11 protein-coding genes are annotated in these 15,303 nt (G+C 44.7%); 2 read left to right on the forward strand and 9 right to left on the reverse strand.

What is annotated here, in order from left to right:
- Window positions 1-26: 26 nt before the first annotated feature.
- From KJB05_RS16090 to KJB05_RS16105, 4 genes are all read right to left on the reverse strand, one after another.
- Window positions 27-404, reverse strand: a complete 378-nt coding sequence (locus tag KJB05_RS16090) for a DUF3316 domain-containing protein (protein ID WP_009707777.1) — start codon at window positions 402-404, stop codon at window positions 27-29.
- Between the two features lie 131 nt (window positions 405-535).
- Window positions 536-1,651 (reverse strand): DUF481 domain-containing protein, encoded by a 1,116-nt coding sequence (locus KJB05_RS16095; RefSeq protein WP_208444322.1) that lies wholly within the window; start codon window positions 1,649-1,651, stop codon window positions 536-538.
- A 222-nt stretch (window positions 1,652-1,873) separates the two neighbouring features.
- Window positions 1,874-3,706 (reverse strand): glutamine--fructose-6-phosphate transaminase (isomerizing), encoded by a 1,833-nt coding sequence (gene glmS / locus KJB05_RS16100; protein WP_208444323.1) that lies wholly within the window; start codon window positions 3,704-3,706, stop codon window positions 1,874-1,876.
- Window positions 3,707-3,821: 115 nt separating this feature from the next.
- On the reverse strand, window positions 3,822-4,583 hold the full coding sequence (locus tag KJB05_RS16105) for a DeoR family transcriptional regulator (protein WP_208444324.1): 762 nt from the start codon (window positions 4,581-4,583) through the stop codon (window positions 3,822-3,824).
- A gap of 432 nt (window positions 4,584-5,015) precedes the next feature.
- Here KJB05_RS16105 and pykF point away from each other — a divergent pair, with 432 nt between their 5' ends.
- Both pykF and KJB05_RS16115 read left to right on the forward strand, forming a co-directional pair.
- On the forward strand, window positions 5,016-6,428 hold the full coding sequence (gene pykF / locus KJB05_RS16110) for a pyruvate kinase PykF (protein ID WP_033005533.1): 1,413 nt from the start codon (window positions 5,016-5,018) through the stop codon (window positions 6,426-6,428).
- A gap of 151 nt (window positions 6,429-6,579) precedes the next feature.
- The gene (locus KJB05_RS16115; protein WP_027726531.1) at window positions 6,580-7,257 is read left to right on the forward strand and encodes a GntR family transcriptional regulator; all 678 of its coding nucleotides are present in this window, start codon (window positions 6,580-6,582) and stop codon (window positions 7,255-7,257) included.
- A 92-nt stretch (window positions 7,258-7,349) separates the two neighbouring features.
- On the opposite strand, the gene KJB05_RS16120 is transcribed toward KJB05_RS16115, so the two are convergent.
- The 5 genes from KJB05_RS16120 to calR all read right to left on the reverse strand — a co-directional run bounded on the left by KJB05_RS16120 (window position 7,350) and on the right by calR (window position 15,079).
- Window positions 7,350-9,230, reverse strand: coding sequence for a diguanylate cyclase (locus KJB05_RS16120; RefSeq protein WP_208444325.1), 1,881 nt, complete (start codon window positions 9,228-9,230; stop codon window positions 7,350-7,352).
- 112 nt (window positions 9,231-9,342) lie between these two features.
- Window positions 9,343-9,837, reverse strand: a complete 495-nt coding sequence (ilvN, locus tag KJB05_RS16125) for an acetolactate synthase small subunit (RefSeq protein WP_009707783.1) — start codon at window positions 9,835-9,837, stop codon at window positions 9,343-9,345.
- Window position 9,838: 1 nt separating this feature from the next.
- Window positions 9,839-11,563 carry an acetolactate synthase 3 large subunit gene (locus KJB05_RS16130; protein ID WP_005437398.1) on the reverse strand — a complete coding sequence of 575 codons (1,725 nt, stop codon included), beginning with the start codon at window positions 11,561-11,563 and terminating at the stop codon, window positions 9,839-9,841.
- Window positions 11,564-12,011: 448 nt separating this feature from the next.
- Entirely contained in the window at window positions 12,012-13,820 is a 1,809-nt protein-coding gene (locus KJB05_RS16135) for a long-chain fatty acid--CoA ligase (protein WP_005437397.1), read from the reverse strand.
- 299 nt (window positions 13,821-14,119) lie between these two features.
- Entirely contained in the window at window positions 14,120-15,079 is a 960-nt protein-coding gene (gene calR / locus KJB05_RS16140) for a LysR family transcriptional regulator CalR (protein WP_005437396.1), read from the reverse strand.
- Window positions 15,080-15,303 lie beyond the last annotated feature (224 nt).

Consider the following 15,303-nt stretch of genomic DNA (forward strand, 5'->3'; position numbering starts at 1 on the left):
CATCATACTCTTTTCATTCAATGTTTTTATCGATTACTGTCGCGCTGTGCGTAGTTCACTTTCACGTTCACAGTGCCCAGATATTCCAACTGTCCCTGCTCGTTCATGCGCTCTTGTACCGTAACAAAACCACCGTCCTGCAGGTGCGTGCTGTTTCTCGCGACATCGAAAGTCACGATGTTCAACTCTTTATTAAGCTCATGAGACGACATGTCTTTTAAAGAGTTTAGTTCAGCTAACGCTTGTTGATAAGCCGCATCCGAGGTTGCCGTTGGCTCAACTGAAATGGTCTTCATTTCTTCACGGCTAATGTATTTTCCACCAGTGAAAGTCGGCTGAGCGAATGCTGATGCGCTAGTGATTGCCATTGTTGTTACAAGGAGAGCGGTTTTCAGTACTTTCATGTTGATGACCTTTGAGTGTGTTTGTTTTCAATGGCTTCATTATTCAACAACACACCTGACACCAACCTATCTCGAAGATGACATTTTTGTCATAAACTAAAATCGCGATTGATTACCGATAACCACCCAAACTACAGCTCGTAAGTCAGACCAAAATGGAACTTATAGTCGTCTTTCTCTGGCACCACACCTTCCGCATCGGCTTTGGTATCCGAAACATGATCCCAAATCGCTTTAATGCTCAGTTCAAGATCATCAACAAGGTCGATATCGAAACCAAGCTCGTTGGTATGCCTAGTACCACCAGCATCGTTGCTCGCCCAGTTGAGGTTATAGGTATGACTGAAATCGATGTCATCGGTCAGTTCATACTCAAAGTTAGATTCGAAGGTTAAAGTGTTACTGGTCGCATCGCCAGACTCCCCTTCTTCTACCGTTTTAAAATCGGTGTACTGGTAACCCGGACCGATGGAGACATCCCATTCTGTCTGTGAATTAGCAATGATGAAGTAACCCATCTGCATTGAGGCATTAACTTGATAATCAATGTTTTGGAACTCATCTCTGAGCAGCGAGAGCTTAAGTGGCCTAAAGAAGAGTCGGTTACTTAAGTAAATATCGTAGGAGCCATCAAACGAACTGTTATTCGCTGTAGTCTCATCATTGGTCTTGGAGTTTTCGTGTTTGGCTTTCAGTTTAGTCCGCGAGCCAACGGTGTTCCTTTCCGCTTCTACCTCACCAAGGAGTGAGAACTCATCAGTGTTGCCTTTGCTGATGTCCAAGCCCAAAAAGATCTCAGTCGTCCAGTGGTCTGAATCTGTCTCTGAACCACGATAGATCGACACGACTTCTGTCACAGGGAATGCGATCTCTTCACCATCATTGTTGAGGTATAACTTGTCTTCGCGGATCGACAAATAGCCATCGTAGATATCACCACTGGAAGTTCGGATGGTAAAGAAACTTGCCGTCTCTAACACCGCAATGTCTTCCAGTTCGATCTCTTGATCACCAAGATCATCACTATCGAATTCAACTTCTTGATCGAACGAGTTGGTTTCTTCCTTGATCGTGCCAGTCAGCTCCCCTTTGATCACTTCACCAGATTTGAGTTGTAACCAGTCATCGCTTTCATCGATGAATACTGTTTGGCTTTTGCGCTCTTCTGTTTGTGTTTCTTCCTCTGCCATCACTGATGGATGGTAAAGCGAGGACGCGATACATAAAGCCAAGAGTTTGATTTTCATAGTGACCTTTTCAGTTCAATGGAAACCACATCCGTTGGGCTTACGATAGTGATGCTCACCGCTCGGCGTGTCAGAAAGTAAACAATTGAATGTCAACGTATTGCGCATCATAACCATGTCTACAGACATAAAAAAAGCGAAGTCATGTGACTTCGCTTTAGGTTCTCGCTACTTACATAGCGCAACATAAACAAGTGTAATCTTAATCACACCTTGCGTTGCTTACTCTACCGTTACTGCTTTCGCTAGGTTACGAGGTTGGTCTACGTCCGTACCTTTGATCAACGCTACGTAGTAAGACAGTAGCTGCATTGGGATGGTGTAGTAGATCGCCGCCGTGATTTCACTAACGTGTGGCATAGTGATGATCTTCATGGTCTCATCGCCTTCGAAGCCTGCATCAGCATCTGCGAATACGTAAAGCAGGCCACCACGAGCACGTACTTCTTCAACGTTTGATTTCAGTTTCTCTAGAAGATCGTTGCTTGGTGCAACAACCACAACTGGCATATCTGCATCGATCAACGCTAGAGGACCGTGTTTCAGTTCACCCGCTGCGTACGCTTCTGCGTGAATGTAAGAGATCTCTTTCAGTTTTAGAGACGCTTCCATCGCGATTGGGTAGAACTCACCACGACCTAGGAATAAAGTGTGGTGCTTATCTGCAAAGTCTGGTGCTAGTGCTTCGATTTCTTTTTCGAAAGATAGCGCTGCATTGATTTGTTTTGGCAGAGCGTGAAGCGCTTCTACGATCTCTTTTTCTTTCTCTTTGCTGATGCGGTTTTGTTGCTTACCAAGAGCAGTTACCAGCATCAGTAGTGCTGAAAGCTGAGTCGTGAACGCTTTAGTTGATGCCACACCGATTTCCACGCCTGCACGAGTCATGAATGCGAAGTCAGACTCACGAACCAGAGAAGAACCCGCTACGTTACAGATGGTCATTGCCGCCATGTAACCTTTCTCTTTTGCTAGGCGAAGGGCTGCTAGCGTATCGGCAGTTTCACCAGATTGAGAAAGCGTGATCAATAGGCTGTTTGGACGCGTCACAAACTTGCGGTAACGGAATTCAGAAGCGATTTCTACGTCACAGCTTACGCCTGCAATGTCTTCGAACCAGTAACGTGCTGTCATACCTGCGTTGTAAGACGTACCACATGCAACGATCTGTACGTGCTCAACTTTGCTTAGGATTTCTGCCGCGTTTACACCGATTGCTTCAGTGACAACAGAATCAGCCGTGATACGACCTTCCATTGTGTTGATCAGCGCAGTTGGCTGCTCGTAAATTTCTTTCTGCATGAAGTGACGGTATTGGCCTTTATCGCCTGCGTCATGTTCCGCGTTTGATTCTGTGATTTCGCGTTCTACGCGCTCACCTGTTGCATCAAATACAGTCACGTCACGACGAGTGATTTCTGCCACGTCACCTTCTTCTAGGTACATGAAACGGCGTGTTACGTTAAGTAGCGCAAGTTGGTCAGAAGCAAGGAAGTTTTCACCTACACCAAAACCAATGACGATTGGGCTGCCTGAGCGTGCTACTACGATGCGTGAAGAATCTTTACGATCCAACGCTACTGTGCCGTATGCGCCATCCAGTTGTTTTGCTGTCTTCTGTACCGCTTCTAGTAGCGTTTCTGAAGTGCGAAGTTCCCACTCAACCATGTGAGCGATAACTTCAGTATCCGTTTGAGATTCAAATACGTAACCACGAGATTGAAGCAGTTCACGTAGCTCTTCGTGGTTTTCGATGATGCCATTGTGTACCACTGCGATGTCACCAGACATGTGTGGGTGTGCGTTCACTTCTGAAGGTTCACCGTGTGTTGCCCAACGAGTGTGCGCAATACCAGTACCACCGATCACTTTTGCTTCGTCTACTGCGTCTGCCAGCTCTTGTACCTTACCTAGACGACGAATACGCGTTAGGTTTGTCTCACCATCAACAATCGCAACGCCCGCAGAGTCGTAACCGCGGTATTCCAAGCGACGTAGGCCTTCAACTAAAATTTCTGCAACATCTCGTTGTGCTACTGCACCTACGATTCCACACATGTGTTTATCTCCGTTTGTAGTTTTGTTCTTCCCTGACCATGATTTCAAATAGAGGCAGCAAGCAAAGGCCTTTATCCAGAGGGAAGTGAAATATGAAACTGTTTACATTATTAGATTAGGCGCAAATGACTTTAACGCCATGTTGTTCAATCTGTATTTTGTGTTCTGGCTGTAACTCTGCATCAGTAACCAACACATTAATTTGGTCCCAAGCGAGTTCTAAGTTCGGGATCTTGCGTCCTACTTTCTCTGACTCAATCATGACGATGACTTCACGAGACACTTCTGCCATGACCTTGCTTAAGCCAACTAATTCGTTAAACGTGGTGGTACCGCGTTCTAAATCGATACCATCAGCACCAATAAACAACTGGTCAAAGTCGTAAGCTCTTAATACAGATTCGGCTACTTTGCCTTGGAAGGATTCTGAGTGCGTATCCCAAGTTCCGCCTGTCATTAACAGGGTTGGTTCGCTCTCTAATTCGTTAAGTGCATTAGCGACGTGCAACGAGTTGGTCATAACAACCAAGCCTCGTTTGTCGTTTAATTGCTGAATCAGCGCAGCCGTTGTACTGCCACTGTCGATCACAATTCGGTTATGTTCTCGGATCAGTGATGCCGCTGCTTTTGCCAGACTTAACTTTCGACTCGAAACATTCGGACTCATTTCTTCATGGATAACTTCCGTTGGAATCGCAATTGCCCCACCGTAACGGCGCAAAAGTTGTCCGTTTTTCTCTAAAGAAGCTAAATCCTTTCTAATCGTGACCTCTGAGGTTTCAAATTTCTGCGCTAGCTCATCTACGCTAACTTCCCCAAGCTCATTTACTAGGTTAGAAATGGCGTGTCTTCTTAGTTGAGCGTTTCGTTTCGACATTTAAATTTTGATTTTAAGTTTCGGTTTGAAATTTATTATAGTCAAAACGAAACTTTTAAGTCCATTTATTTCGATCCAAAAAATTAATATTTCTCGATAAAACCTTGTCCTAAGACAATTCTTAAACAGTGATATTGGATTCATTCGGTGGTAGAATTCGCCACCGAAAAGAAAAAAAATTACAGAATTGACGGTTATTTTTTTGCAACTTTCTGCATATAAAGTGGGATTAGTCACAAAAAGGTAACCATAATCGCCGATCTTTTAGTCATAAAATGACTAAACTTGGTGAAAGACTTTCAGAATCTGAAGTTCCAATAATGTGGCGGAAAATCGGTGGGTGGCAGGCACTAAATGTCATCAAAGCGCCCTAACTTCAGAGTAAACAACCGACTTTCAAATTGTAACTATACTTACCGGAGAGTATCTTCCATGAAAAAGACCAAAATCGTATGTACGATTGGCCCTAAAACTGAATCTGTAGAGAAGCTAACTGAACTAGTAAACGCTGGCATGAACGTTATGCGTCTTAACTTCTCTCACGGTGACTACGCAGAGCACGGCACTCGTATCGCGAACTTCCGCCAAGTAATGGAAGCTACAGGCAAACAACTTGCAATCCTTCTAGACACTAAAGGTCCAGAAATCCGCACTATCAAACTAGAAGACGGCAACGACGTTGATCTAGTAGCTGGTCAAGAATTCACTTTCACAACTGACATCTCAGTTGTAGGTAACAAAGACAAAGTTGCAGTAACTTACGCTGGTTTTGCTAACGACCTAAACGTTGGTAACACTATCCTAGTAGACGACGGTCTAATCGAAATGGAAGTTCTTGCAACTTCTGAAACTGAAGTTAAGTGTAAAGTTCTTAACAACGGTGCTCTAGGCGAAAACAAAGGTGTTAACCTTCCTGGTGTTTCTGTAAACCTACCTGCACTATCTGAAAAAGATAAGAACGACCTTAAATTCGGTTGTGAGCAAGGCGTTGACTTCGTAGCTGCTTCTTTCATCCGTAAAGCTTCTGACGTTCAAGAAATCCGTGAAGTACTTGCTGCAAACGGCGGCGAGAACATCCACATCATCTCTAAGATCGAAAACCAAGAAGGTGTTGATAACTTCGACGAGATCCTAGAGCTTTCTGACGGCATCATGGTTGCTCGTGGTGACCTAGGTGTTGAAATCCCAGCTGAAGAAGTAATCTTCGCTCAGAAAATGATGATCGAGAAGTGTAACCGTGCACGTAAGATGGTTATCACTGCAACTCAAATGCTTGATTCTATGATCAACAACCCACGTCCTACTCGTGCGGAAGCAGGCGACGTTGCTAACGCGGTAATGGACGGTACTGACGCAGTAATGCTTTCTGGTGAAACTGCTAAAGGTAAGTACCCAGTTGAAGCGGTAACTATCATGGCTCAAATCGCGAACCGCACTGATTCAGCTCTAAAAGCTGAGCTAGGTTCTCGTCTAGACAGCCCACGTCTACGCATCACTGAAGCAGTATGTAAAGGCGCAGTAGACACAGCTGAGAAACTAGCTGCTCCACTTATCGTTGTTGCAACTGAAGGTGGTAAGTCTGCACGTTCAGTACGTAAGTACTTCCCAACTGCAAACATCCTAGCACTAACTACTAACACTAAGACTGCTGCACAGCTAGTTCTAACTAAAGGTGTTACTCCAGTAGTTGTTGACTCTATCTCGAACACAGACGCGTTCTACGTAGCAGGTAAAGAACTTGCTCTAGAATCTGGTCTAGGTAACAAAGGCGACATCGTTGTTATGGTTTCTGGTGCTCTAGTAGCTTCAGGTACAACGAACACTGCTTCTGTACACGTTCTATAAGACTGACGTATTCAATCATCAGTTCAATAAAAAAGAGGGCTTCGGCCCTCTTTTTTTATATATTTTATCTTGCCCTCATAATCAGTACGCTGTATTATCAACCACAACCGAACTACGTACTGTTTAGTTGTCGTCACGATAATAAAATTTCATGAGGTTGCTTGTGTCTAGTCCTACCCTAACCGATAAAGTTGCAAAAATGATCTGCCAGGACATCCTGACAGGTGCTCTAAAACCAGGCCAAAAGCTTGTGGTTGCTGACCTGAAAGAGAAATACAACGTTGGTGCATCACCTATCCGCGAAGCCCTTGTGCAACTGTCTTGGAGCAAGTATGTAAAGCTTGAGCCACAAAAAGGCTGTTGGGTTGCACCCGTGTGCAAAAAAGAATTGAACGATCTATACGAAAGCCTTCGTGTGGTTTCTTCTGTATTGCTTAAGAAAGCAATCTTGGCGGGTGATGAAAGCTGGGAGTTGGATGTACTGACGTCTTACCACAAGCTATCTCGTCTGAACTTTGATGAAACTTTCTGCTGGCAAGAGTGGGAAGAGCGTCATCACCAGTTCCATGTTTCTCTGCTTGAAGGCGCGGATTCAAAGAACATGTTTGAGTTCTTTAGTGACCTGATTAACCAGATCAAGCGTTACCGTTACTTTGCAATGCAAACGTTAAACTCAGAACAAGACGCACTGTTCAACATTGATGAGCATGAGATGATCATGAAGCTTGTTCTTGCGAAGAACAGCGAAGAAGCAATGGACTTACTTGATAAGCACTTGTTGAGCTCAATGCAACGCATCGAAACAGCGTTAGAGCTAGAAACCGCTTAATTCGGTTCAGCAGCAAATAGAAAAAAATCGGGGTTATCCCGATTTTTTGTTTTGTAGAAAAGCTTCTGCCTATCTGTTTACCGCGACAGCCTCTAAGCAATGTCATCGAAACTGTGACAAATCGACACTCGGTTACGCCCTGCACTCTTTGATTCGTACAGGGCGATATCCGCACACTTATAGCTGCGTGTTCGGTCTCCAGTGAGATCACTGTAACCCACACTCACTGTCACTGCTTTTTCACTGTTTAACTCTACGGCAACTCGAAGTCGATTCAATACCACTTCCGCTTCTTGCGTCGTCGTATGTGGCATGATCACGGCAAACTCTTCTCCGCCAACGCGAGCAACAAAGTCGGTATTTCTTACCCCATTCGACAACGTATCTGCCACGCCACAAATCACTTTATCACCTTCATCATGGCCCATTTCGTCATTGATACGTTTGAAATGGTCGATATCAAACAGCGCAAGGCAAGTCGTTGGCGTATCCGGATAACGTTCAACCATGTTGGCATATTGCGCGAGCTGCTCTTCAAACTTACGACGATTCCATAAGCTGGTTAAGCCGTCTTTCTCACTCAAGTTACGCAGTTTCTCTTCTAGCTCTTTACGCTCAGAAATGTCCACCAGCGAGGTAATGTAGTAGCTAACTTTGCCAGACTTCGCCATGATGGCCTGAATGCGCATGATAGCGGTAAATACGTGGTTGAGCTTAGTGCGACAACGCACTTCCCCTTCCCATACTTGCTCGATACCAAGCTTATTCCAAATCGCTAGAATCTCTTCGATGTCTTCAGGAATGAAGATTAGGTTATGTGCATTCCAACCACGCAATCGCGAAGAGCTATAGCCCATCATGTTTTCAAACTCTTGGTTCACCATCATGATTCGATGTGACGTGTCCGAAATCATCACCGCCGTCATACCATCCAATGCAGCACGAGCGAGTTTGGATTCAATGCTATGACGACGATAATGCAGTGCCAGCGAAGTAATAGGTAGAGCAAACACCAACATTAAACTCAGCACGAAGAAGGCTTCTTGGACTAAGTCATCGATATCTCGGTCAGCTCGCTCCAACAATTGCTCTTGAGAGAGGTCAATGAGTAAATGGAGAGGTTCACCCGGCACAAATTCAATCGTGTTGAAAGCAATCAGGTGTTTACCATCATACTTATAGCCCATCTTCTGTGAGCCGATGTTTTGCCAGATATCAGGATGGAGCAAACCAAAGTTAAATCGAGCACGATCTGGGATAATATCGCCGTACAGTTTGTCGCTGTGAGAGCTTGCTGCGTAATAACCCGATTGGTTTATCAGCTCGATGTTGAAATCTCTGACTGGGGAATAATTCAAACGAGAAGAAAGGTATTTTACGTCGATATTGAGGATCAAATAGCCCTCACGAATATCATCCATGGCCACTGGCATCATAATGCGAACAGAAGGGCTGTACGGGTAAACAAGATTGCCGTTCTCTTGCTCGAGCTCAATTCCCCAAGAACCGATTTGATCATTTTTTAAATTCTGAGCATATTGGAAATACTCGCGATCGGATTTGTCTTGCAGAGTACGAGCGGCAGCTGCGCTGCCAGTTTTAAAGTCGTAGTTGATTCTGACATTCTCTTGCCCATTGACGTTAAGGAAGCGAATCTGTCGATACCATTTCTGGTTAACCGCAACAGAACTCCACACCTCTTCTAAAATGGCGAGATTCTTGGGGTTTGGGTGGCGCAGGTAGTCGTAAAGGCTTTGGCTATGACCGAGCAGGTCACTGATAGAAGAAATTTGGTCTTGAACGTTGTTGTATTCACGCTCTGAGTAAGCCAGTTGATGAAGGGCTTCTTTAGCCGTATTTTCTACATTAGCCGCTAACAGAGTCTGGTATTTCTGGTAGTAGTAGATAGAGATGAGCGCGCTAAAAAATAGCGTGGTTGCCAGCAAAGCGCTGACCAACTTCCTTACTTTCACGCGTTCTACTACCCAATTTGTTTACGAAAGCAGCAATTATATCATTAATTGTTATTTTCTAAACAAAAAGCCATCGATGAACGATGGCTTTTCTTAAATGCATTCAGTGTAATTACGGTTTGAGGCAACGCTCTCCTCGTGCAACACCCACTACACCACTTCGGGCTACTTCGACCACTTCGGTAACTTCAGAGATAGCTTGGATAAACGCATCCAGCTTTTCACTCGTGCCTGCAAGTTGAACCGTATACTGAGCAGCCGTGACATCAACAATCTGACCACGGAAGATATCCGCCGTGCGTTTTACTTCTGCACGCGCAAAACCGCTCGCTTTAACCTTCACCATCATCAACTCACGTTCGATGTGGTCAAACTCTGTCACTTCTTGCACTTTCAGTACATCAATCAGTTTGTGGAGTTGCTTTTGGATTTGCTCAAGCTGCATTTCATCCGAGTTCGTCGTGATGTTTAAGCGCGATAGCGTCTCATCATCGGTTGGTGAAACGTTCAGAGACTCGATGTTGTAACCACGCTGAGAAAACAGACCAACAACGCGAGACAACGCACCAGGTTGGTTTTCCATTAACAAAGAAATAATGTGTCTCATATTAAGTACGCTCCGTTTTGCTTAGCCACATCTTGTCCATACCCTCGCCTTTGATCTGCATTGGGTATACGTGTTCGGTTTCGTCTACGTTGATGTCAACAAACACCAAGCGATCTTTCATGTCTAACGCTTTTTGTAGACCCGCTTCAAGCTGATCTGGCGTTTCAATGCGAATACCGACGTGACCATAAGCTTCTGCAATCGCTGCAAAATCAGGAACAGAACTCATGTATGAGTTAGAGTGACGGCCTTGGTAAATAATGTCTTGCCACTGTTTTACCATGCCTAAGAATCGGTTGTTCAAGTTGATGATCTTCACTGGAATGTCGTATTGCATTGCTGTCGACAGTTCTTGGATGTTCATCTGAATACTGCCGTCACCAGTGACAACCACCACTTCTTCTTCTGGCATCGCGAACTTCACGCCCATACCAGCAGGCAGACCGAAGCCCATCGTGCCGAGACCACCAGAGTTAATCCAACGGCGTGGCTTATTAAATGGGTAGTAAAGCGCAGCGAACATTTGATGCTGGCCTACATCCGACGCCACATAAGCATCACCGTTAGTCAGTTTATGCAGTGTCTCAATAACCTGTTGAGGCTTGATACGTTCAGGCGACGTTTCGTATGCAAGACAGTTACGTTCACGCCAAACTTGAATGTCGTCCCACCATTGACCAATTGCTTCTTGGTCATTGTTGCTGCCCTGCTCGTTCAGCAAGCCAACCATGGTCGCTAGCACTTTATCGGCTGAGCCTACAATAGGCAGATCCACTTTCACGTTTTTAGAGATTGAAGATGGATCGATGTCGATGTGCATGACTTTCGCGTTAGGACAGTACTTCTCAAGGTTGTTGGTTGTACGGTCATCAAAACGAACACCAATACCAAAGATAAGGTCAGCTTCATGCATCGCCATATTGGCTTCGTATGTGCCGTGCATCCCGAGCATACCTAGAGAGTTTTTGTGTGTGCCCGGGAATGCCCCCAAGCCCATCAAAGTGCTCACAACGGGTAGATTCAATTCGTCTGACAATGCTTGAATATGCTCATGAGCACCAGAAATGACCGCACCGCCACCGATGTACAAAACAGGCTTCTTCGCCTCAAGCAAGGCTTTAAGTGCTTTCTTGATTTGACCTTTGTGGCCAGACGTCGTTGGCTTGTAGGAACGCATTGAGATGCTTTCCGGATACTCGTAAGGGAGCTTGATTTGCGGATTAAGGATATCTTTTGGCAAATCAATCACAACTGGACCTGGTCGGCCAGTCGTCGAGATATAAAACGCTTTTTTGATCGTCTCTGGAATGTCTTCCGCTTTCTTAACTAAGAAGCTGTGTTTCACCACTGGGCGAGATACACCCACGATGTCACACTCTTGGAATGCATCATTACCGATGAGATTGTTTGGTACGTTACCAGAAATAACGATCATTGGGATTGAGTCCATGTACGCCGTAGCAATACCTGTGATGGTGTTGGTTGCACCTGGACCCGAACATACTAGTACCACACCCGGCTTACCCGTTGCTCGAGCATAACCATCTGCCATATGCGTAGCAGCTTGCTCGTGTCTTACTAATACGTGTTTGATTTGGTCTGTTTTGGCGTGCAGGGCATCGTAGATATCTAAAACGGAACCACCTGGGTAACCAAAGATTTGTTCTACGCTCTCTTCGATCAGAGATTGCACAACCATCTCTGCGCCTGACAACATTGCTGTCATAATTGCTCTCCTTACCAGTTTTCCTCACCGTAAGGCCAACGGTTTGGTCTGGTTTTACATAGTCTAGGTCTTATTCGTAGCCTAATAGAAATACTTCCACTTTTTCAGCTATGTCTTGCGTCTGTCATAACAAAACGCAAGGTAACACAACAAATGTAACGTTTTATTATCAACGGGTCTAATGAGAGTTGAATCAAATTTTAAACAAGATGCTGTAAATCAGAACAAAGGTAGGGTTTGACGCTATCAAGTGCGTTCAATTTGGAATCAATAAAAGAAAGAAGAAGAAAATAAAGTGAATAATTTCACTCAAAATAGCTACTTCGAGTGATTATTTCTCTTTATCGAGGGGAAAGAAGTGTGAAAGACAGTCATAAAAAATCCCCAGCAGCACAATATTAGGCAACTGGGGATAATTTCATCAATCTGAAATCTAAGTCAGCTTAAGTTACTTTTTATCTGACTTTTCGTTGTACATTTCTTCGATTTCATCTTGGTATTTGTCATTAATGACTTTACGACGAAGTTTTTGCGTTGGGGTCAACTCACCATCATCCATCGAGAACGCTTTTGGTAACAGTTTGAATTTCTTAACTTGTTCAAACTTAGCCAGTTCTTTTTGCAGGTCATTAACGCGCTTTTCAAGCATCTCAACGATTTGGTGGTGTTTGATCAATTCCACACGATCGTGATACTTGATGTTCAGCTCTTTCGCGTACTCTTCTAGCGAGTCATAACACGGAACAATAAGCGCTGATACAAACTTACGTGTATCGGCAATAACCGCGATTTGCTCGATGAAGTGGTCTTTACCGATCGCACCTTCGACAACTTGAGGCGCAATGTACTTACCGTTTGAGGTCTTCATCAGCTCTTTAATACGGTCAGTAATGAACAAGTTGCCATTTTCATCAATGTAACCAGCATCGCCCGTCTTCAAGAAGCCGTGCTCGTCGAATGTCTTCTCGGTTTCTTCTGGCATTTTGTAGTAGCCACGCATCACCATTGGGCCACGCACCAAGATCTCGTTGTTTTCGCCGATCTTAACTTGTGCACCTGGCATCGCCATACCGATAGAGCTTGGGTCAAAACACTGGTCATCCCAACAAGAAACCGTTGCCGTGGTCTCCGTCATACCATAACCAAGCTTCACATTGATGCCAATCGCATGGAAGAAACGACCAATGGTCTCATCCAACTTCGCACCACCACATGGCATGAAGTTAATGCGGCCACCCAACAATGCACGCAGCTTGCTCAGAACCAGTTTATCCGCCAGAGCGTATGACTTACGCAGCATCAACGATGGTTTACGACCTTCTTGATGACAAGCCGCCATCTTCGCACCCATGTTTACGGCCCAAGTGAACATAATCTTACGGTGAACAGGTGCTCGTGATACTTTCTCATGAATTGCTGAGAAGATTTTCTCGTAGAAGCGTGGTACCGCACTCATGACTGTAGGGCGTACTTCGCTCAGAGCATCACGCACTTGCATGGTGTCTTGTAGATAGCAGTTCGTTGCGCCTTTGTAGAGCACGTAGAACGTCCAAGCACGCTCAAATACATGTGATAACGGAAGGAAACACAAAGACACGTCATCTTCAGTCAAACTTAAACGCTCATCGTGGCCTTCAAGCTGAGCCGAAATGTTCGCGTAATCCAACATAACGCCTTTTGGCTGCCCTGTTGTACCAGAGGTATAAATCAACGTGAGAAGGTCTTCTTCTTGCGCTTGATCTAAACGAGAAGTTAACTCGATCTGCTGACTATCATCACCTTTGGCAATGAAATCATCCCACGTCATTGCAAACGCGTGTTCGCCAAGTTCAATGTCATCGGACATCGCAACGATCAGTTCTAGCTGCTGGCATTCGTCAAAGATACTGACGGCTGCGTCAAATTGAGGTTGCTCACCGACAAACAGCACTTTTACGTCTGCGTTATCGATGATGTAAGCAGACTGTGCTGCAGTGTTGGTTGGGTAGATCGGAACGGTTACGCCACGTAACTGCAACGCTGCAAAGTCAGCGATAGTCCACTGCGGCATGTTGTTTGAGAAAATACCGATCTTATCTTGAACGCCCAATCCTTGAGCCAAAAGTGCAAGCGACAAAGCATCCACTTGCTGACCAAATTGCTCCCAAGTAATACCTTGCCATGCGTCGCCTACTTTATGTTTGAGCGCAACACGAGTACCACCCTTCGCAATTTGTTCACGAATACGTTTAACGATATGAAAATCTAACTTGGCCATTCTTTACATTACCTTTTGGCTTACAGGCGTAAGCTATTTGAGCGCACAAGTGTAACCTCGACGCTTAAAAACGCAACTGACCATTATCAAACTTATCATTATTAAGAGAGCACTATCACTAATGAGAGCATAGCTCATGTTTAACTGATGAAGGTTTAATCAACTTAAGTCGCTGTTTCAGCTGTTATTTAGCGGATATAAAAAGACCCCGAGAGACGGCAATCTCTCGGGGCCAAGGAATTGTAAAAATTGATGATTACAAATCCAGTCTGACCAGTTAGTCAGGCTAAAAGTTAGGCTTATTTAAGCGCTACAACTTCACCACAAGTGATCATTAGTTGATCACGTAGCCAGATGTGGCCTTTGTCTTTCTCACTTGATTCGTGCCAGCTTAGGTAGCCGCTGATTTCTTTGTTTTCAAATGGGAAATCTAGGATTTGTAGCTGATCGCTGTTTACTGCGTTTTCAGCCATCCAACGTGGTGCGATAGTCACAAGCTCAGACTGGCTTACTACGTATAGTAGGTTGCTTAGGCTTGAACCTTCGTATGCCGCTTGGCAATCAAGCTCACGGTAAGCTTGCTCAGAGAAGCTACGTTGGCCATGTACACGTGATAGTTTCGCGTGTTTCTCGTTGATCAGTTGCTCTGCAGATACACCACCTTGGATGCGAGGGTGTGTCTTAGATGCAATCACAACTAGCTCATCTTTGAAGATTTCAGTGCTTGAGAAACCTTGGTCATCGAAACGAGCGTAGTCGATTACGAAGTCGATTTCTTGGTAGCGCATGCGCTCAGAAAGAAGACGATCAAATTCCGCATCTAGGTGAAGCTGTACGCTTGGCGCTTGCTCATTGACGTTAGCCATGATGCGAGGTGCAAAACGCATGTCACATGGGCTACAAATCGCTAGCTTAAATAGACGAGTTGAAGACTCAGGTTGGAATACTGAGCTTGGTAGTTCGTTGCGAATAAGCTGTAGTGCTTGGCGGATTGGGCCAAACAGTTGACGAGCGCGTTGAGTTGGTTGAATACCACGACCCTGACGCATGAATAGCTCATCATTAAACATTACTTTTAGGCGAGCAACCGCGTTACTTACCGCTGGTTGAGACATGCCTAGGTTGTGTGCTGCACGAGTGATATTTTGCTCTTGCATCACAGCATCAAATACAGTCAATAGGTTTAAATCTACACCACGCAATGTGCTTTCCATACGGTAGCTAGCAATTGCGCTCATCGCGTCTTTTTTATCTAACATGGAGTGCGCCTCTTATGTAATCGTCAACTTGGTTCAATGAATTCTTAACGAATAGAATCCCTTTGCGCACAAACGACCGTGGCTGGATTCAAATCATTTTTGAAGGAATAGAAAACCGAATTTGTATTATATTTATCGTCCGGATATTTCCGGCCTGAACTGTACTATCAACTAATCAATCAAGGTTTCGCAACTAGATTGATATTTAATCATTAAATTTTAGC

It is taken from the genome of Vibrio sp. B1ASS3 (assembly GCF_905175355.1).
Classification (GTDB): domain Bacteria; phylum Pseudomonadota; class Gammaproteobacteria; order Enterobacterales; family Vibrionaceae; genus Vibrio; species Vibrio owensii.